The organism is Pseudomonas sp. LS44 (genome assembly GCF_024730785.1).
Classification (GTDB): Bacteria; Pseudomonadota; Gammaproteobacteria; order Pseudomonadales; family Pseudomonadaceae; genus Aquipseudomonas.
Genome location: NZ_CP102830.1, coordinates 3,805,255 through 3,824,112, shown reverse-complemented (window position 1 = coordinate 3,824,112; position 18,858 = coordinate 3,805,255). Strand labels below are relative to the sequence as shown.

Sequence of the window (18,858 nt, the reverse complement as noted above, 5' to 3'; positions counted from 1 at the left end):
CCTACGCGATGCGGGTGCACCGCTGGGGGGCGCGACCCCAGACGTGGCGCGATTGGCAACGCGAAATAATCGTTGCCAGGGCCCCAACAAAAAGCCCGACTCGCGTCGGGCTTTTGCGTTTACTGCGGCCGGGTGTTGCGTATCTGCGCTTCGGCTGCCGAGGACAAGTCCGGCGGCAGGAAGTCCTTGTCCGGGTTGTAGTCGGCCTTGAGATAGCGAGCCAAGGCTTCCAGATCGGCCGGGCTGAGGGTGCCGGCGACCTGCTTCAGGCGCAGGTTGTCGAGAATGTAGTCATAGCGGGCGTCGTTGTAGTTGCGCACCGAGCTGTACAGCTGACGCTGCGAGTCGAGCACGTCGACGATATTGCGCGTGCCAACCTGGTAGCCGATCTCGGTGGCTTCCAGGGCGCTTTGGTTGGAGATGATCGACTGTTTGCGCGCTTGCACCGTCTCGACATCGGTGTTCACCGCACGGTGCAGGTCGCGGGTGTTCTGCACCACCTGGCGACGCAGGCTCTCGCGCTGCTGTTCGGTCTGGTTCAGGCGCGCATAGGCCTCGCGCGCCTGCGAGCTGGTCAGGCCGCCGCTGTAGATCGGGATGTTCAGTTGCAGGCCGATGCTGCTTTGTTCGACATCACCGTTGTAGCGGATGCCTGGGTTGGCGGCGCTGTTGGTGAAGCCGAGGCTATCGTTGTCGCCCTTCTGATACTGCGCCACCGCGTCGAGGGTCGGCGCATGGCCGGCCTTACGCTGCCGCACGGTTTCTTCCGCGGCGTCGACCGCGTAATTGCTGGCCAACAGGTTGAGGTTCTGCTGCGCGGCGGTGTCGACCCAGGCCTTGGCGTCGTTCGGCGTCGGGGTCAGCACCGGCAGGCTGTGCTTGATGCCCTCGACGGCACGGTAGTCGCGATTGGTCAGGGTGGTCAGGGCTTGGAAGGCATCGTCCACCGCGCGCTGAGCGAGAATCCGGTTGGCCCGCGCGGTGTCATAACCTGCTTGGGCTTCGAGCACGTCGGTCTTGTCCGAGAGGCCGACGTCGAAGCGTTCGTTGGCTTGGTCGAGTTGGCGTTTGAACGCGGCTTCCTCGGCCTTGGTCGAGGCCAGGTTGTCCTGGGCGCGCAACACGGAGAAATAGGTTTCGGCGCTCTGCAGGATCAGGTTCTGCTCGGTGGCCGAGAGTTGCAGCGCAGCTTGCTCGTTGACGGCTTCGGCGGCTTGCAGCTGGAACCAGCGATCGGCGCGGAAGATCGGCTGGCTGAGGGTCGCCTGGTAAACGATACCGCTGCGCGACAGCGACGGGTCGCCGGCGGAGGTTTCGACGTCGGTGCGAGTGTCGGCCAGGTTGGCGCCGCCATTGATCTGCGGCAGCAGACCGGAGCGCGCTTGCGGCACCACTTCTTTGTTGGCCTGGTAATCGGCGCGGGCGGCGGCCAGGTCGGCGTTGTTGTTGACGGCTTCCTGATAGACGCTGACCAGGTCGGTCTTGGCTGTCAGGGGCACATCTTCTGCCCAGGCCAGTCCATTGGATGCGGCGGCCACGGCGAGTGCCAGGGAAAGTCTGCGCAGCATGGGGGCAGTCCTACTAATTCGGGATGATGGGCAAGGCTAAGGGCGCCACTGGTAGCGGTCAAGCGCGCCGAAGACGGCGAGAGTGTAGTTTGCCGCAAGCTCTGTTGCCTGACGGGAACAATAGTTTGCAGACTGCGTGGCGAAGTCACGTGTAGACGCGTCGGTCAGTATTTTTGACTCGCGGGTTGGTTTTCTGCGCGAGGCGCGTTTAGACTGGCCACGTTCTTGTCGGGGTGCCTCGAATCGGAGGCTGAGATCGGAAAGTTCCGGATCCCGTTGAACCTGATCAGGTTAAGGCCTGCGTAGGGAACAAGATGTACTCGTCTTTTTTCGCGGCGAGTTTTCTCGGCACCAGTCTCGGTGCGCCCCTCCGCTTCGCCTCTTCAGGTTCGCTCCGACATCACCCAGGAGCCGAGCCAATGAGCGTCAAACCACAACAAAAACTCAGTGACAGCGCCCAAGTCGACCAGCAGTCGATCCAGCCCTTTCCGCGTTCGCAGAAAATCTATGTGCAGGGTTCGCGCCCGGATATCCGCGTGCCGATGCGAGAGATCAGCCTGGATGTGACCTCGACCGCCTTCGGTGGCGAGATCAACGCGCCGGTCACCGTCTATGACACCTCCGGCCCCTACACCGACCCCAACGTGACGATCGACGTGCGCCAGGGGCTGGCCGACGTGCGCTCCCAGTGGATCGAGGATCGCGGTGACACCGAGCGCCTGCCGGGGCTAAGTTCCGAGTTCGGCCAGCGCCGCCTGAATGATGCCGAACTGACCGCCATGCGCTTCGCCCACGTGCGCAACCCGCGCCGGGCCAAGGCCGGGCACAACGTCAGCCAGATGCACTATGCACGCCAGGGCATCATCACCCCGGAGATGGAATACGTCGCCATCCGCGAGAACATGAAGCTGGCCGAGGCGCGCGAGGCGGGCCTGCTCAAGGCACAGCACGGCGGGCAAAGCTTCGGCGCCTCGATCCCCAAGGAAATCACCGCCGAGTTCGTCCGCGAGGAAATTGCCCGCGGCCGCGCGATCATTCCGGCCAACATCAATCACGTGGAACTGGAGCCGATGATCATCGGCCGCAACTTCCTGGTGAAGATCAACGGCAACATTGGCAACTCGGCGCTGGGTTCTTCCATCGAGGAAGAAGTGGCCAAGCTGACCTGGGGCATCCGCTGGGGCTCCGATACCGTCATGGATCTCTCGACTGGCAAGCACATCCACGAGACCCGCGAGTGGATCATCCGCAATTCGCCGGTGCCGATCGGCACGGTGCCGGTGTATCAAGCGCTGGAGAAGGTCGGCGGCGTCGCCGAGGACCTGACCTGGGAGCTGTTCCGCGACACCCTGATCGAACAGGCCGAGCAGGGCGTGGACTACTTCACCATCCACGCTGGCGTGCTGTTGCGCTACGTGCCGCTGACCGCCAAACGGGTCACCGGCATCGTCTCGCGCGGCGGCTCGATCATGGCCAAGTGGTGCCTGGCGCACCATAAAGAGAATTTCCTCTACACGAACTTCGAGGAAATCTGCGAAATCATGAAGGCCTACGACGTCAGCTTCTCGCTTGGCGATGGCCTGCGTCCGGGCTCGATCGCCGACGCCAACGACGCCGCGCAGTTCGGCGAGCTGGAAACCCTCGGCGAGCTCACGAAAATTGCGTGGAAGCACGACGTGCAGACCATGATCGAAGGCCCCGGCCACGTGCCGATGCAGCTGATCAAGGAGAACATGGACAAGCAGCTGGAGTGCTGCGACGAGGCGCCGTTCTACACCCTCGGCCCGCTGACCACCGACATCGCGCCCGGCTACGATCACATCACCTCGGGCATCGGCGCGGCGATGATCGGCTGGTTTGGCTGCGCCATGCTTTGCTACGTCACGCCCAAGGAGCACCTGGGTCTGCCGAACAAGGATGACGTGAAGACCGGCATCATCACCTACAAGATCGCCGCGCACGCCGCCGACCTCGCCAAGGGCCACCCGGGTGCGCAGATCCGCGACAATGCGCTGTCCAAGGCGCGCTTCGAGTTCCGCTGGGAAGACCAGTTCAACCTCGGCCTCGACCCGGACACCGCACGCAGCTATCACGACGAGACGTTGCCGAAGGACTCGGCCAAGGTCGCGCACTTCTGCTCGATGTGTGGGCCGAAGTTCTGCTCGATGAAGATCACCCAGGAAGTCCGCGAGTACGCCAAGGAGAACGGCCTGTCGGCAGAGAGCCAGGCCATCGAGGCGGGCTTCAAGCAACAATCCGAGCGCTTCAAGGACGAGGGCTCGGTGATCTATAAACAGGTGTGACGGGGTGTCGGTAACGACGATCGTTCCCACGCTCCGGCGTGGGAACGCAGCCCGTGACGCTCTGCGTCACAAGAGCAGACGCGGGAGCGTCTAGAAAGGCGTTCCCACGCAGAGCGTGGGAACGATAAATACTTACTTTGCGGATAACCGATCGTGACCACTCCCAGTCTGTATGCCCCCGATGTTGCCGTATCTGCCGAGCGCCGTGTGTTCGGCGCCCGCGACCTGTTTTCCCTGTGGTTTTCCCTCGGCATCGGCCTGATGGTCCTGCAACTCGGCGCGCTGCTGGCGCCGGGCCTGGGCATGAGCGCGGCGCTGCTGGCGATCCTGTGCGGCACCCTGGTCGGCGTGTTGCTGCTCGGCAGCGTGGCGGTGATTGGTAGCGATACCGGCCTGGCGACCATGGCCGCGCTCAAGCTCAGCCTCGGTTCGCGCGGCGCGGCGCTGCCGGCGCTGCTCAACCTGCTGCAACTGGTCGGCTGGGGCGCGTTCGAGATCATCGTCATGCGCGACGCCGCCAGCCTGCTGGCCGGCAAGGCCTTCGGCGCGGACAGCGCCTGGACCAGCCCGCTGCTGTGGACGCTGTTCTTCGGCGCGCTGGCGACCTTCCTGGCGGTGACCGGCCCACTGACCTTCGTGCGTCGCGTGCTGCGCAAGTGGGGTATTTGGCTGCTGCTCGGCGCTTGTATCTGGCTGACCTGGAATCTGTTGGCCAAGGCCGACTTGGCCGCACTGTGGGCGCAACGCGGCGACGGCTCGCTGCCGTTCGCGCTGGGCTTCGACATCGCCATCGCCATGCCGCTGTCCTGGCTGCCGCTGATTGCCGACTATTCGCGCTTCGGCAAGCGCGGCGGTGGGGTGTTCGCCGGTACCGCCATCGGCTTCTTCCTCGGCAACGTCTGGTTGATGAGTCTGGGCGTCGCCTACACCCTGGCTTTCACCAGTGGCAGTGAGGCCAATGCTTTGCTGTTGGCGCTAGGCGGCGCCGGGTTGGGCATTCCGCTGTTGCTGATCCTGCTCGACGAGTCGGAAAAGGCTTTTGCCGATATCCACTCGGCGGCGGTATCGGTCGGCATCCTGCTGCCGCTCAAGGTCGAGCAGCTGGCTCTGGTGATCGGCCTGCTGTGTACGCTGATCGCTGCGCTGGCGCCATTGGCCGAGTACCAGAACTTCCTGCTGCTGATCGGCTCGGTGTTCGCCCCGCTGTTCGGCGTGGTGCTGGTCGACCACTTCATCCTGCGTCGCCGCCGGGCCGACCTGGCGCCGCGCGTCGCGTTGCGCTGGGACACGCTGCTGGCCTGGGGCTGCGGAGTGGTGCTGTATCACCTGCTGGCGCATTTCGCCCCGCAGATCGGCGCCAGCCTGCCGGCCCTGCTGCTGGCCGGCGGCCTGCAATTTGCCCTCGGGAGGTTGTTCGGCATGCCGGGCGCGGTCAAGGCCAGTGCCGCCACGTAGCAGGGTGATTCGGGAGTAGGGCGTACTCGCGCAGCAGTACGCCGACAATGCTGACCGGCTATCACTGGCGGACTGTTCGCTGCGCTCCTGAGCGGCCGGCGCACCGGTCCGCCCTACGTGTCGAGTCTGGCCATGCGCGGCTCAGCCACGGCCCGGGAAGTACTGCGGCTTGAGTACGCCGTTGAGCTGCGGGTAGGGGATTTTCAGTTCCGGATGGCCGCTGGAGTACGGTGCGATGCTGTAGCTGTCGTATTTCAGCAGCACCGCACCGTAGGTGAGCGCGACGTTGGCGGTTTCCTGGAACGGCCAGGTCTTCTGATAGTCGGCATCCTGATCGAGCTTCTCGGCGGCGAGCCAGCGACGGTGTGCGTCCTGCGCCAGTTTCCAGAAGGCATCTTCCTGGCCGGGCAATAGCATGTCGCGCAATGTCAGCGGTTTTTTCAGCTTGCTGTCGTAGTTGATGAAGCGTCGCCCCGGCATTCCATGTGCGCCGCCGGTCGCCAGGTAGCTGGACAGTTCGATGATCAACAGGCCATCGTGCTGTTCACGCAGCTTGGCTTGCAGGTAGCTGCTCCAGCCAGGCTGTGCGCTGGCGAGAAAGTCCTGTTCGTAGGACTGCAGGGACGCTGGCAATGGATCGCCCTCACTGTCGCGGGTCATTTCCAGCAGATTTTTTTCGATCAGGGCGTTGAGCTGCGGGTCGTCGGTGAAGGTCAGCGTGTCGATATTCACCAGCGGGCAGTCATCTGCCTGACAACCGGGCTGGGTATGCTCCCAGGCGTGGCGTTGAGGAACGACGGTTTTGCTGCTCGGCGTGGGCACCAGGCTGCAACTGGCCAGGCTGATGATCAGGGTGGCGAACAGGGTGGCTTTCAGCAACTGCATGGGCATCCTTGGCGGTGTATTTCAGGGGGATGGCTGTCGGTCTTCGACTGCCGGCGAGCCGTTGAGTTCGACAACCGAGGCGGCTTGCGTACGGCCTATGCTGGCAGCCTATGAATGATCTTGAAAGAGGCTGCGCGGCTCTCGATGGCGCGCTAGGATGACCAGAATCAAGGCTTCGCCGGCACCAAATGCAGTTAGTGGGGGAATGATGAGCGAAACATTCAAACCAGGTCCGAACGCGGTCGAGATCGTCCAGCGCGAAAACTGCTTTCGCGGCTTCTACCGGCTCGACCGTGTGCACCTGCGTCATGAGCTGTTTGGCGGGGGCATGAGCCGGCAGATCGACCGCGAGCTGTTCGTTCGCCACGACGCCGTGTGCGTGCTGCCCTACGATCCACAGCACGATTGCGTGGTGCTGATTGAGCAGTTTCGGGTTGGCGCGTTGGGCAAAGCCACCAGCCCGTGGTTGCTGGAGCTGGTCGCCGGGTTGATCGACACCGACGAGCAGCCCGAGGAAGTCGCGCACCGCGAGGCGCAGGAGGAAGCCGGTTTGCAACTCGGCGCGCTGTGGCCGATCACCCAGTATTTCCCCTCGCCGGGCGGCAGCGACGAACTGGTGCATCTATTCCTGGCGCGCTGCGACAGCGCTGGCGCTGGCGGAGTACATGGGCTGGCCGAAGAGGGCGAGGATATTCGCGTCCACGTCTGGCCGCTTGAAGATGCCTTGCAGGCGGTCAGGGATGGGCGGATCAACAATGCGGCGAGCATCATTGCGCTGCAGTGGCTGGCGCTCAATCGCGCCGAGGTACGGGGGCTATGGGTGTAACCCTGCTACGGGATCGCTACCGGGTCGACCTGGTCGAATTGCAGTCCACCTGCGAGACCAACTACGCCCATCTGATGCGCCTGTTGCCGGCGATGCGCGACAAACCGGACTCCCGGCGCGTGGGCTTGAGCCAAGGCGAGCGACTGCTCGGCGTGCTGGCTCTGGATGTATTGGAAAGCTGTCCCTACACCACAACCTTGCAGGTCTGCCAGGAGCACAGCCTGCCGTGGTTGCCGGTGCCGCGCCTGGAGGTGCGGGTCTATCACGATGCGCGCATGGCCGAAGTGGTGCGCGCCGAAAATGCTCGGCGTTTCCGCAGTATCTATCCCTATCCCAACGCCGCCATGCATCAGCCGGATGAGAAATCCCAGCTCAATCTGTTCCTCGGCGAATGGCTCAGCTATTGCCTGGCCTGTGGGCATGAACTGGAGCCGTTGCTGTAATGGGTTGTGCAGAAAATTGCGCACCCGCCGATAGCTAACTGTGACGCGCGTCTAGAACGCCGCTTTACCCCCCTGTCATTGAGCCACCATAATTCTCTGACCCTGATCTGGAAATGTCGCCTTGCCCAGCTCATTGCTTTCCGCTGCTGATTCTTCGGTACTGCTGGTCCAGTTGTCCGACAGCCACCTGTTCGCCGAGGCGGACGGCAAGCTGCTTGGCATGGATACCCGCGACAGCCTGCAGCAGGTGATCCAGCGGGTCAGCGAAGAACAGGCGGACATCGATCTGGTGCTAGCCACCGGCGACCTCTCGCAAGATGCCAGCCCAGCGTCCTATCGGCGTTTTCGCCAGATGAGCGAGACGCTAGCCGCGCCAGCGCGCTGGTTGGCCGGCAATCATGACGAGATACCGGTCATGGAGGACGCCTGCAGCGGCAGTGATTTGCTCGAGCCGATCGTCGACCTGGGTGCCTGGCGCATCGTCCTGCTCGACTCCTCGATTCCCGGTGCCGTGCCCGGTTTACTCGATGCAGAGCAGCTGGAGCTGCTCGAGCAGGCCCTGCGGGAGGCGCCGCAGCGCCATCATCTGATCTGCCTGCATCACCATCCGGTGGACATCGGCTGCGCCTGGATGGAGCCGATCGGCTTGCGCAATGCCGATGCGCTGTTCGCGGTACTCGACCGCTATTCGCAGGTGCGCGCGGTGCTCTGGGGCCACGTTCACCAGGAGATCGACCGGCAGCGCAATGGTGTGCGGCTGCTCGCCTCGCCGTCCACCTGCGTGCAGTTCGCGCCGGGCAGCGAGGAGTTCTGCGTGGGCGCCGAGGCGCCCGGTTATCGCTGGCTGCGCCTGCATGCCGACGGTCGTCTGGACACCGGAGTATCGCGGGTTACCGGGATCGATTTCGAGGTCGACTACAGCGTCAAAGGCTATTGAGGCCCCGAGCTTGCAGCGTGCCGCATGCAGCCTGTAGCCTCCCGCCCATGACTAGAATCCTTTATATCCATGGCCTCAACAGCTCGCCGGACTCGCTCAAGGCCCGTCAGCTGAACGCCGCCCTGCAGCGCCTGGGCCAAGCCGAACATTTGCGGATGCCGGCCCTGCATCACCATCCGCGCCAGGCCATTGGCCAGCTCGAGGCGGCCATCGCCGAACTCGGTCAGCCGGTGCTGATTGGCAGTTCGCTGGGCGGTTACTACGCCACGCATCTGGCTGAGCGGCATGGCCTCAAGGCGCTGCTGATCAACCCGGCGGTCAATCCGCATCGCTTGTTCGCCGGCCACCTCGGCCCGCAGACCAATCACTACACGGGCGAGACCTGGCAGCTGACCGACGACCACGTCGCCGCCCTAGCCGAGCTGGAAGTGCCCGCGCCGCAGGACCCAGCGCGCTATCAGGTATGGCTGCAGACCGCCGACGAAACCCTCGACTACCGCCACGCGCAGGCCTTCTACCGGGCGTGTGCGTTGCGCATCGAAGCTGGCGGTGATCACGGCTTCCAGAACTTCGCGGCCCATCTTCCGGCGCTGTTGGCGTTTGCCGGCGTCCCCGGGCAGCTGTGGCATGACGTCGACTTTTCCGACCTTTGACTGAACAGAGCGCTATGGCCACTTACAACGCAGATGCCATCGAAGTCCTCTCTGGCCTTGATCCGGTGCGCAAGCGTCCGGGCATGTACACCGACACCACGCGGCCCAACCACCTGGCCCAGGAGGTGATCGACAACAGCGTCGACGAAGCGCTGGCCGGGCACGCGAGAAGCGTGCAGGTGATCCTCTACGAAGACAACTCGCTGGAAGTGCTCGACGACGGCCGTGGCATGCCGGTGGATATCCATCCGGAAGAGGGCATTCCCGGGGTTGAGCTGATCCTCACCAAACTGCATGCAGGCGGTAAGTTCTCCAACAAGAACTATCAGTTTTCCGGTGGTCTGCACGGCGTTGGCATCTCGGTGGTCAACGCCCTGTCGACCCAGGTCGACGTGCGGGTCAAGCGTGACGGCAACGAATACCGCATGACCTTCGCCGATGGCTTCAAGGCCAGCGATCTGGAGGTGATAGGCAGCGTTGGCAAGCGCAATACCGGCACCAGCGTGCGCTTCTGGCCGGACCCCAAATACTTCGATGCGGCCAAGTTCTCCTTGAGCCGCCTCAAGCATGTATTGAAAGCCAAGGCCGTGCTCTGCCCAGGCCTGGCGGTGAGCTTCGAGGACAAGGCCAGCGGCGAGAAGGTCGAATGGTTCTACGAAGACGGTCTGCGCTCCTATCTGGTCGACGCAGTCAGCGAATTCGCCCGCCTGCCCGACGAACCGTTCTGCGGTAGCCTGGCCGGCAATAAGGAAGCGGTGGACTGGGCGCTGCTGTGGCTGCCGGAGGGCGGCGACAGCCTGCAGGAAAGCTACGTCAACCTGATTCCCACCGCGCAGGGCGGCACCCACGTCAACGGCCTGCGCCAAGGCTTGCTGGATGCCATGCGCGAGTTCTGCGAGTTCCGCAACCTGCTGCCGCGCGGGGTCAAGCTGGCCCCGGAAGACGTCTGGGAGCGCATCGCCTTCGTCCTCTCGATGAAGATGCAGGAAGCGCAGTTCTCCGGGCAGACCAAGGAGCGCCTGTCCTCGCGCGAAGCCGCCGCCTTCGTTTCGGGAGTGGTAAAAGACGCCTTCAGCCTGTGGCTCAATACCCATCCGGAAACCGGCCTGGCCCTGGCCGAGCTGGCCATCAGCAACGCCGGCCGGCGCCTCAAGGCGAGCAAGAAGGTCGAGCGCAAGAAGATCACCCAGGGTCCGGCGCTGCCCGGCAAGCTGGCCGACTGTGCCGGTCAGGACCCGATGCGCTCCGAACTGTTCCTGGTTGAAGGTGACTCCGCCGGCGGCTCGGCCAAGCAGGCGCGCGACAAGGAATTCCAGGCGATCCTGCCGCTGCGCGGCAAGATCCTCAACACCTGGGAAGTCGACGGCAGCGAAGTGCTGGCCAGCCAGGAAGTGCACAACATCGCCGTGGCCATTGGCGTCGATCCTGGCTCGGCGGATCTCAGCGAGTTGCGCTACGGCAAGGTCTGCATCCTCGCCGACGCCGACTCCGACGGCTTGCACATCGCCACGCTGATCTGCGCGCTGTTCGTCCGTCACTTCCGCCCGCTGGTGGATGCCGGCCACGTCTACGTCGCCATGCCGCCGCTGTACCGCATCGACCTGGCCAAGGAAATCTTTTACGCCCTGGACGAGGCCGAACGCGACGGCATCCTCGACCGCCTAGTCGCCGAGAAGCGCCGCGGCAAGCCGCAGGTCACCCGCTTCAAGGGCCTCGGCGAGATGAACCCGCCGCAGCTGCGCGAAACCACCATGGACCCGAATACCCGGCGCCTGGTGCAGTTGAGCCTGGACGACTTTGCCCAAACCGAAGAGTTGATGGACATGCTGCTGGCCAAGAAGCGTGCCGGCGACCGCAAGACCTGGCTGGAATCCAAAGGTAACCTGGCCGAGGTGGCGGTTTGACGCGTCGGGTCCTGGCCGCGTTGCTGCTGGTCGCCTTGCCTGCTGTGGCTCTGGCGCAGGAAGAGCTGAAGCTGAGTGGCGAGTATCCCGTCGAAGGCATGCCAGCCGGCAATCTGTCCGGATTGACCAGCTGCGGCGATGGGCTGTGGGCGGTGTCCGATCGTGAGGACGACCGCCTCTATCGGTTAAGCGCCGAGGCGGGCGTGCTCAAGGCCGAGGCCGAGCGGTTCGAGGCGCCGCCGGTACCGCCCAGCGGTTTGCCTGGGGGGCTGCGCATGCGCGCCTGGGTGGCCAGTCAGTTTCGCGGTGGCGCGTTGGATTTCGAGGGCCTGAGCTGCGATGCCGCCGGCAATCGCTATCTGGTCAGCGAGACGCATGCCGCCGTCCTTAAAATTCCTCCGGCGGGCAGCGCCGAATGGCTAGCGCTGCCGGCGAGTCTGGTTCGTCAGGCGCGGGTCAACGGTATGCTGTCGCACTTCAATGCCTTGTTCGAAGGGGTTGCCATCGACCCGCAGGGCAGCCGCTTGTGGCTGGCCGCCGAGCGTGAGCGCCGCGGCCTGCTGGTGCTGCACAAGCCGCAGAGCCAGTGGGCCTGCAAGGGCGGCTGCGTGCTGATCAGCGAGACCGGCACTGAGCCGCCGCCGGCGCAACTGAACAGCGCGCCGGCGCCGAAAGACTTTTCCGATCTGACCTTCTTCGCCGACAAGCTGTACAGCCTGGAGCGCCAGGGCTATCGGATCTGCCGGCGCTCGCCGGTCAACGGCGAGGTCGAACGCTGCTGGTCGTTCGCCGCCGAGGCGCTGAATAATGAGGCGCGCCGCTATGGCAGCCAGCCGTTCGGCATGGCCGAGGGCCTGTGGCTCGACGCCACGGGAGCCTGGATCGCCTTGGATACCGGCCAGCAAACCCGCCAGGACGGCGAGCAGCGGCCGATCATTTGGCATTTCGCCGCCCCTGCTGCGGGCTGGGGCGCCAGCAAATGAGCGAGCAGGGCGCTGGCCGCCGCGCCGGGCGGGTCATGTGGGTCCTCGCCTGGGGCGCCGGACTGTTGCTGGCCACGCATTTGTTTGGCTTGTGGGAGCAGCGCCAGCACAATCCCAACCGTGCGCCGCAATCGGTGCGCGGCGAGGGCTATATCGAAGTGCGTCTGCTCAGCAGTCGCGGTGGCCACTATTTGCTCGACGGACAGATCGACGGCCAACAGGTGACCTTCCTGCTCGATACCGGCGCGACCCAGGTGGCGATCCCTGCGGCGCTGGCCGAGCGGCTTGGTTTGTCGCGGGGTGCGCCGATCGAACTGAGCACCGCCAATGGCCGTGTCACCGGCTGGCGGACCGCTCTGGCGCGTCTGCACTTGGGCGATATCGTGCTGCGGGATGTTGCCGCGCTGATCGTGCCGAATATGGATGGCGACGAGGTGCTGCTCGGCATGAGCGCCCTCAAACAACTCGAATTCACCCAGCGCGACGGCACCTTGCTGCTGCGCCAACACACTTCTCCGTGAGGCACGCATGAGCGAACCCCTCGATCTGAGCCTGGATGGCGTGGAGCGTCGCTCCCTCGCCGACTTCACCGAACAGGCTTATCTCAACTATTCCATGTACGTGATCATGGACCGCGCCCTGCCGCACATCGGCGACGGCTTGAAACCGGTGCAGCGGCGCATCGTCTACGCGATGAGCGAGTTGGGTCTGGACGCCGACTCCAAGCACAAGAAGTCGGCGCGTACCGTCGGCGACGTGCTCGGCAAGTTCCACCCGCACGGCGACAGCGCCTGTTACGAGGCCATGGTGTTGATGGCGCAGCCGTTCAGCTACCGCTACACGCTGGTCGACGGTCAGGGTAACTGGGGTGCGCCGGACGATCCGAAGTCCTTCGCCGCTATGCGTTACACCGAGGCGCGCCTGTCGCGCTACTCCGAGGTGCTGCTGTCCGAGCTCGGCCAGGGCACGGTGGATTGGGTGCCGAACTTTGACGGCACCCTCGACGAGCCGGCGACCCTGCCCGCGCGCCTGCCTAACATCCTGCTCAACGGCACCACCGGCATCGCCGTGGGCATGGCCACCGATGTGCCGCCGCATAACCTGCGCGAAGTGGCGAGTGCCTGCGTGCATTTGCTCGACGAGCCGAAGGCCACGGTCGCTGAGCTCTGCGAGCATATCCAAGGCCCGGACTTCCCCACCGAGGCGGAGGTCATCACCCCGCGTGCCGATCTGCTGAAGATCTATGAAACCGGGCGTGGCTCGGTGCGCATGCGCGCCGTGTACCGCGTCGAGGATGGCGACATCGTGGTCACTGCGCTGCCGCACCAGGTGTCCGGGGCCAAGGTGCTCGAGCAGATCGCCGCGCAGATGCAGGCCAAGAAGCTGCCGATGGTCGCCGACCTGCGCGACGAGTCGGACCACGAGCATCCGTGCCGCATCGTCATCATTCCGCGCTCCAACCGGGTGGATGCCGACGAGCTGATGCAGCACCTGTTCGCCACCACCGATCTGGAATCCAGCTACCGGGTCAACACCAACGTCATCGGCTTGGACGGCAAGCCGCAGGTCAAGGACCTGCGCACGCTGTTGACCGAATGGCTGGTGTATCGCGTCGGTACCGTGCGCCGGCGCTTGCAGTTCCGCCTGGACAAGGTCGAGAAACGCCTGCACCTGTTGGAAGGTTTGCTCACCGCGTTCCTCAATCTGGATGAAGTGATTCACATCATCCGCACCGAGGATCAGCCCAAGCCGGTGCTGATGGCGCGTTTCAATCTCAGCGATATCCAGGCCGATTACATCCTCGATACCCGCCTGCGCCAGTTGGCGCGCCTGGAAGAAATGAAGATCCGCGGCGAGCAAGACGAGCTGGCCAAAGAGCGCGACAAACTGCAAAGCCTGCTCGGCAGTGAAGCCAAGCTGAAGAAGCTGGTGCGTCAGGAAATCCTCGACGATGCCGTCAAGTATGGCGACGCGCGCCGTTCGCCGATCGTGTCCCGTGTCGAGGCCCGCGCGCTGTCGGAAACCGAGCTGCTGCCAACCGAGCCGGTCACCGTGGTGCTGTCCGAGAAGGGCTGGGTGCGCTGCGCCAAGGGTCATGAGATCGATGCCGAAGGTCTGTCGTACAAGGCCGGCGACGCGTTCAAGATTGCCGCTCCTGGGCGTTCCAACCAATATGCGGTGTTTATCGACTCGAGTGGGCGCAGCTACTCGTTGGCCGCGCATTCGCTGCCGTCGGCGCGGGGTCAGGGCGAGCCGCTCACCGGCCGGCTGACGCCGCCGCCAGGCGCCAGTTTCGAGTGCGTTCTGCTGCCCGAGGACGAGGCGTTGTACGTGATCGCCTCCGACGCCGGCTATGGCTTTGTGGTCAAGGGCGAGGACCTGCAGGCCAAGAACAAGGCGGGCAAGGCTCTGCTCAGCCTGCCCAGCGGCGCCAAGGTCGTGGCACCGCGCCCACTGGCCAGCCGCGAAGAGGATTGGCTGGCGGCGGTGACTACTGAAGGGCGTCTGCTGCTGTTCCCGGTCCGCGATCTGCCGCAACTCGGCAAGGGCAAGGGCAACAAGATCATCGGCATTCCTGGCGAGCGAGTCGCCAGCCGTGAGGAATATCTGACCGATCTGGCGGTTTTGCCGGCCGGCGCGACTTTGGTGTTGCAGGCAGGGAAGCGCACTTTGTCGCTAAAAAGCGACGATCTCGAGCATTACAAAGGCGAGCGTGGTCGGCGCGGTAACAAGCTGCCGCGGGGCTTTCAGCGTGTCGATAGCCTGCTGGTCGAGCCGTAAAGCTGATTGCAGAGCGATTCCAGTCATTAGCCAGGCTGGAGTCGGGCGCCACTTTCGCGGATGATATGCGCCTTGCGAAACGCGCCAGTTGGGCGCCTGGTGGACTGCCGGTCGGTGTGCACTGACTGCATGGTGGGAAAAATGATTGGATTGCGTGTCCCAAAACTCATTCTGCTGGTAGGGGTGCTCGGCCTGGCGGCTTGCGTAAGTCATCAACCGTTGCCGCTGTATAAGCTCGACAGTGGCGCCCCGAGCGTGTCCGAACATAAAGACGGCCCAGCGGTTCTGCTTGGGCCGGTCGAGGTAGCCGATTACCTGCAGCGGGAAACGCTCTTGCAGCGCCAACCCGACGGCAGCCTGACTCCAGCGCCCGATGAACGCTGGGCCGGCAGTCTGGCGGCGGATATCAAGCAGTTGCTGTTGCATCAGCTGGCCTGGCGCTTGGATACCCAGCGCCTGGCATTGGCACCGGCGTCAGAAGGCTTCAGCGCGGATGCGCAGGTTCTGGTGTCGATCTCCCGGCTCGATTCCGGTCCGCAACAGCCGGCGGTGCTCGAAGCGCATTGGCGTGTGCTGGATAAGCGTGGCCAGCTCCGCGAAAGCCGTATGGTGCGATTGCAGGAAGCACATCAGGGTACGCCGGCCGATCAGGTCCGCGCGCAGAGCCTGCTGTTGCAGCGCATGGTCGAAGAGTTGGCGGTGGCGGTGCGGCCGGTGGCTCGGGAGCCAGCGCCGGTTGCCGAGACGCCGCGCAAGCCGGCGGCTGCCGCGGCGAAACCCAAGGAGCCCGAGGAGCCGAAGATTCCGATGGCCGCGCCAGTGCGTACCGACGTCGAGGTGTTTCGCTTCTAAGCGCTGCAACATTCCCAAAGCCCGCCCAGCGCGGGCTTTTTTATGTCCGTCTGGCGCGCAGCCAGAGGCGTACGGCGCCGCCGTCTAAGGCCAATGCGCCGGCCTTCAGCGCGCCGCCCAGGTCGCGCAGGGCCAATAACAACGAATGGCGGAAACCCCGATGGCCGAAGGCGCCGGCGTAACCGGTGCCTAGCTTGAAGGCGAGCGCATCGGCGTCGGGCAGGTAGCAGTCCGGCGACTAGCAATCGGCTAGAAATGACTCGGCCCCAGCGCTAGGCCAACGGCCCGCCTGGGGAGTGGATGGTTGATCGGGGGTGGTCATGGGCGCGCGCCGCACTCGATCAGTGCGGGCGGCCTTCGTGCATGCGCGTCAATTGCCGTTCGAGCAGTGACGGATACGGCTCCAGCAAGCGCTCGACGCAGCAGGCACCTTCCGGGCTGGCGATCGGCCGGATGCGCACCCGTTGACGTAGCAGGTTGTCGTCGGCCACGTCGCGTTCGACCAGCAGCAGATTGCGGCTGTGTTGTGATAGCGCCAGGGCGTTCTGCGCGGTCTCGCTGAGCAGTAGATCGCCTTGGCTGAGACCGTTCAGATTGTCGCCGTGAGTCAGGCCGAGTTGCAGTTGCAGGGTGATGCCGCTGTCCGCCACTTCAATCTGCAAGGCATGGCCGAGGGCGCGCATCAGTTCGCCGCAGCAGATGGCATGGGTCAGGTAATCATCACCGCTGGCCTTGCTGTGGAAAACGATCAGGCTGCCGCCGTCACTGAGGGTATGCAAGGTGCCCTTATAGAGCGCGGCGGCTTCTTCCAGGCAATCGCGATAGCGCTGCAGCAGATCCATCAGGCGTGCGCGTGGCAGGCGTCGCAGCTGTTCTTGCGCGCCCAGTTGAATGGCCAGCACGGCGCTCTGTTGCGGTTCGTCGACGATGACCGGGGGCGGCGCCTGCTCTTCCTCGAACAGCGGCTCGCGCAGTTCCACGAAGGGATCGTCCTCATCGATGCTGGTCAGGCGTGCCGCTGGTTTCAGGGGTGGCTCGCGAAGGTCATCATCCAGGTCGCCGTGATCGAAGCTGTCGTCGCGCAGATCACGGATTTCAAAACTGGGGCTCGGATCTTCTTCGTCTGGAAAATCGTCTTCTTCGCCGAAGTCGTGTTCGTCGATGGGCGCCGGCTCCGGCTCGGGTTTCTCTGGGACCAGGCGCGCCTGTAGCTGGCGGGCCAGATCGCCGATCTCGTCCTGGCGACCCGCGGCCGGAGCCGGATCGTCCGGATCGCGCAGCCACACGCGCAGCTGCATCAGCGGCGTCGACAGGTGTCGGCCCAGGCGCAGGCTCAACGACAGGGTCAAGGCCAGCAAGATCAGGCTAAGCAGGCCCATGCTCTGCAGGCTGATGGTCATCGGCTGCTGAAATTGCTGCATGTCGAGGCTGAGGCGAAGATGCCCGGCGATCACTTCCTGGAACGTAATCGGCGTGGAAAACAGCCCTTCGTTATCGCCGAGCATATTCTGTGTCGGCCGCGACCCCGCTTCGGCGAGGATGCGGTTATCGACGCTATAGATCGCGGCGTGGGCCACCAGCGGGTTTTTCACCAGGTTATTGAGCAGCACATTGAGGCTGAGGATGTCATTGGACACCAGGAGCTCAGTGGCCGAGGCGGCTGTCTGGGTGATCAGGCTCTGCCCCAGCGCGTCGGCTTGCTGCTGCATGGCCTGCTTGAATTGCAGACCCATGACCAGGGCGTAGATCACCAGTGCGAGCGCCACCAGCAATAAGCTGTGGCTGGCGACGCGCAAGGCGATCGGCACGCGCCGCTGGCGCAGGGCATGGAAGATCAACAGGAAGAAATTATCGGGTTTGACGGGCGCGGGCCGGTTCACAGAGCGCGGCTCTTATCGAATGAAGTTGCTGCGCAGTATAACGAGCGACCCTGATAGGGCAAAGCGCCGGGCGTGCCCGTATGGCGGTGAAAGTGGGTAGAATGAGCGCCTTTTCCACCGCGAGGGATGCGCTTTGCGCGAAATCGTCCTGATCAATATCACCGGCGAAGACCGCCCCGGGTTGACCGCTGCCATCACCGGGGTACTCGCCCAGGGTGGCGTGAATATTCTCGACATCGGCCAGGCCGTGATTCACGACACTTTGTCGTTTGGCATTCTGGTGGAGATTCCGGATACCGAGCAGGCCTCGTCGGTTCTCAAGGATGTGCTGTTCACCGCCTACAAACTCGACCAGCAGGTGCGCTTCACCCCGGTATCGGAAAGCGATTATCAGCAATGGGTCGGCGGGCAGGGCAAGCAACGGCACATCGTTACGTTGCTGACTCGCAAGGTGACCGCCGAGCAGTTGCAGCGGGTTAGTGCGATCACCGCCCAGTACGGGTTGAACATCGATCAGATCGATCGCCTGTCCGGGCGCATGCCGCTGGATTGCCCTGCCGAGCAAAGCCAGGGGTGCATCGAGTTTTCCGTGCGCGGCGAGTCGGCCGATCCGGCCGCGCTGCGCGCCGAGTTCCTCAGCGTGGCGCAGGAGCTGAATGTCGATATTGCCTTTCAGCAGGACACGGTGTTTCGCCGTAACCGCCGCTTGGCGGTGTTCGACATGGATTCGACGCTGATCGAGGCCGAAGTCATCGACGAGTTGGCCAAGGTCGCCGGTGTCGGTGAGCTGGTTGCCGATATCACCGAACGGGCGATGCGCGGCGAGCTGGATTTTCGCGCCAGCTTCAAAGAACGCCTGGCCTTGCTCAAGGGCTTGCCGGAGAGCGAGTTGGCCGCCATCGGTGCATCGTTGCGTTTGACCGAGGGCGCTGAGCGACTGTTTGCCGAGCTCAAGCGGCTGGGCTACAAGACCGCGATTCTCTCCGGTGGCTTCAGCTATTTCGCCAACCAGTTGCAGGCCAAGCTGGGTATCGACTACGTCTTCGCCAATGAATTGCAGATCGCCGATGGCCAGCTGACCGGTGTGGCCATCGAGCCGATCGTCGACGCGCAACGCAAGGCCGATCTGCTGCGCGAGTTGGCGCAGAAGGAAGGTCTGCAGCTGGAGCAGACCATTGCTGTCGGCGATGGCGCCAACGATCTGCCCATGCTTGGGCTTGCCGGCTTGGGCGTGGCCTTTCGCGCCAAGCCGCTGGTCAAGCAGTCGGCCAAGCAGGCGATCTCCACGCTCGGGCTGGACGGAATTCTGTATCTGCTCGGCTACCGCGATCGCGACGGCCAGGATTGATTGCGACATTCCGCTCAGAAAAAAGCCGCCCTCGGGCGGC

General features: G+C 64.1%; 15 protein-coding genes, 1 pseudogene and 1 riboswitch. Of the genes and pseudogenes, 12 read left to right on the top strand and 4 right to left on the bottom strand.

What is annotated here, in order from left to right; genetic code table 11:
- Positions 1-119: 119 nt before the first annotated feature.
- Complete coding sequence (locus NVV93_RS17115) at positions 120-1,568, bottom strand: TolC family outer membrane protein (protein WP_258251837.1); 1,449 nt, start codon at positions 1,566-1,568, stop codon at positions 120-122.
- A gap of 219 nt (positions 1,569-1,787) precedes the next feature.
- Positions 1,788-1,894: riboswitch (TPP riboswitch) on the top strand.
- 93 nt (positions 1,895-1,987) lie between these two features.
- On the opposite strand from NVV93_RS17115, the gene thiC reads away from it, so the two are divergent.
- Complete coding sequence (thiC, locus tag NVV93_RS17110; protein WP_258251836.1) at positions 1,988-3,871, top strand: phosphomethylpyrimidine synthase ThiC; 1,884 nt, start codon at positions 1,988-1,990, stop codon at positions 3,869-3,871.
- Positions 3,872-4,024: 153 nt separating this feature from the next.
- Positions 4,025-5,326 (top strand): putative hydroxymethylpyrimidine transporter CytX, encoded by a 1,302-nt coding sequence (gene cytX, locus NVV93_RS17105; RefSeq protein WP_375162897.1) that lies wholly within the window; start codon positions 4,025-4,027, stop codon positions 5,324-5,326.
- 141 nt (positions 5,327-5,467) lie between these two features.
- Here cytX and NVV93_RS17100 read toward each other — a convergent pair whose 3' ends face one another.
- On the bottom strand, positions 5,468-6,211 hold the full coding sequence (locus NVV93_RS17100) for an RsiV family protein (RefSeq protein WP_258251835.1): 744 nt from the start codon (positions 6,209-6,211) through the stop codon (positions 5,468-5,470).
- Positions 6,212-6,419: 208 nt separating this feature from the next.
- On the opposite strand from NVV93_RS17100, the gene NVV93_RS17095 reads away from it, so the two are divergent.
- The 9 genes from NVV93_RS17095 to NVV93_RS17055 all read left to right on the top strand — a co-directional run bounded on the left by NVV93_RS17095 (position 6,420) and on the right by NVV93_RS17055 (position 15,590).
- On the top strand, positions 6,420-7,037 hold the full coding sequence (locus NVV93_RS17095) for an NUDIX domain-containing protein (protein WP_258251834.1): 618 nt from the start codon (positions 6,420-6,422) through the stop codon (positions 7,035-7,037).
- Positions 7,028-7,480: a DUF1249 domain-containing protein gene (locus tag NVV93_RS17090; RefSeq protein ID WP_258251833.1), complete on the top strand. Its 453-nt coding sequence runs from the start codon at positions 7,028-7,030 to the stop codon at positions 7,478-7,480. The genes NVV93_RS17095 and NVV93_RS17090 overlap by 10 nt, the downstream gene beginning before the upstream one ends.
- A gap of 121 nt (positions 7,481-7,601) precedes the next feature.
- Positions 7,602-8,417 (top strand): 3',5'-cyclic-AMP phosphodiesterase, encoded by an 816-nt coding sequence (gene cpdA, locus NVV93_RS17085; protein ID WP_258251832.1) that lies wholly within the window; start codon positions 7,602-7,604, stop codon positions 8,415-8,417.
- 47 nt (positions 8,418-8,464) lie between these two features.
- Positions 8,465-9,070, top strand: a complete 606-nt coding sequence (locus tag NVV93_RS17080) for a YqiA/YcfP family alpha/beta fold hydrolase (protein WP_258251831.1) — start codon at positions 8,465-8,467, stop codon at positions 9,068-9,070.
- A gap of 14 nt (positions 9,071-9,084) precedes the next feature.
- The gene (gene parE / locus NVV93_RS17075) at positions 9,085-10,974 is read left to right on the top strand and encodes a DNA topoisomerase IV subunit B (RefSeq protein ID WP_258251830.1); all 1,890 of its coding nucleotides are present in this window, start codon (positions 9,085-9,087) and stop codon (positions 10,972-10,974) included.
- The gene (locus tag NVV93_RS17070) at positions 10,971-11,957 is read left to right on the top strand and encodes an esterase-like activity of phytase family protein (RefSeq protein ID WP_258251829.1); all 987 of its coding nucleotides are present in this window, start codon (positions 10,971-10,973) and stop codon (positions 11,955-11,957) included. The genes parE and NVV93_RS17070 overlap by 4 nt, the downstream gene beginning before the upstream one ends.
- Positions 11,954-12,478, top strand: a complete 525-nt coding sequence (locus NVV93_RS17065; RefSeq protein ID WP_258251828.1) for a TIGR02281 family clan AA aspartic protease — start codon at positions 11,954-11,956, stop codon at positions 12,476-12,478. The genes NVV93_RS17070 and NVV93_RS17065 overlap by 4 nt, the downstream gene beginning before the upstream one ends.
- A 7-nt stretch (positions 12,479-12,485) precedes the next feature.
- On the top strand, positions 12,486-14,738 hold the full coding sequence (gene parC / locus NVV93_RS17060; protein WP_258251827.1) for a DNA topoisomerase IV subunit A: 2,253 nt from the start codon (positions 12,486-12,488) through the stop codon (positions 14,736-14,738).
- A 141-nt stretch (positions 14,739-14,879) separates the two neighbouring features.
- Complete coding sequence (locus NVV93_RS17055; protein WP_258251826.1) at positions 14,880-15,590, top strand: membrane integrity-associated transporter subunit PqiC; 711 nt, start codon at positions 14,880-14,882, stop codon at positions 15,588-15,590.
- A gap of 97 nt (positions 15,591-15,687) precedes the next feature.
- Here NVV93_RS17055 and NVV93_RS20115 read toward each other — a convergent pair.
- Both NVV93_RS20115 and NVV93_RS17050 read right to left on the bottom strand, forming a co-directional pair.
- Positions 15,688-15,899 (bottom strand): annotated as a pseudogene (locus NVV93_RS20115) (metal-dependent hydrolase); the annotation flags it as partial.
- A gap of 32 nt (positions 15,900-15,931) precedes the next feature.
- Positions 15,932-17,470, bottom strand: a complete 1,539-nt coding sequence (locus NVV93_RS17050) for an AhpA/YtjB family protein (RefSeq protein ID WP_258251825.1) — start codon at positions 17,468-17,470, stop codon at positions 15,932-15,934.
- A gap of 133 nt (positions 17,471-17,603) precedes the next feature.
- On the opposite strand from NVV93_RS17050, the gene serB reads away from it, so the two are divergent.
- Complete coding sequence (serB, locus tag NVV93_RS17045; protein ID WP_258251824.1) at positions 17,604-18,818, top strand: phosphoserine phosphatase SerB; 1,215 nt, start codon at positions 17,604-17,606, stop codon at positions 18,816-18,818.
- Positions 18,819-18,858: the final 40 nt, after the last annotated feature.

Excerpts from the sequence above, each read along its gene's own strand:
- NVV93_RS17115 (WP_258251837.1), bottom strand. The coding sequence starts at position 1,568 with ATGCTGCGCAGACTTTCCCTGGCACTCGCCGTGGCCGCCGCATCCAAT.
- thiC (WP_258251836.1), top strand. The coding sequence starts at position 1,988 with ATGAGCGTCAAACCACAACAAAAACTCAGTGACAGCGCCCAAGTCGAC.
- NVV93_RS17100 (WP_258251835.1), bottom strand. The coding sequence starts at position 6,211 with ATGCAGTTGCTGAAAGCCACCCTGTTCGCCACCCTGATCATCAGCCTG.
- NVV93_RS17095 (WP_258251834.1), top strand. The coding sequence starts at position 6,420 with ATGAGCGAAACATTCAAACCAGGTCCGAACGCGGTCGAGATCGTCCAG.
- NVV93_RS17090 (WP_258251833.1), top strand. The coding sequence starts at position 7,028 with ATGGGTGTAACCCTGCTACGGGATCGCTACCGGGTCGACCTGGTCGAA.
- NVV93_RS17080 (WP_258251831.1), top strand. The coding sequence starts at position 8,465 with ATGACTAGAATCCTTTATATCCATGGCCTCAACAGCTCGCCGGACTCG.
- parE (WP_258251830.1), top strand. The coding sequence starts at position 9,085 with ATGGCCACTTACAACGCAGATGCCATCGAAGTCCTCTCTGGCCTTGAT.
- NVV93_RS17065 (WP_258251828.1), top strand. The coding sequence starts at position 11,954 with ATGAGCGAGCAGGGCGCTGGCCGCCGCGCCGGGCGGGTCATGTGGGTC.
- parC (WP_258251827.1), top strand. The coding sequence starts at position 12,486 with ATGAGCGAACCCCTCGATCTGAGCCTGGATGGCGTGGAGCGTCGCTCC.
- NVV93_RS17055 (WP_258251826.1), top strand. The coding sequence starts at position 14,880 with ATGATTGGATTGCGTGTCCCAAAACTCATTCTGCTGGTAGGGGTGCTC.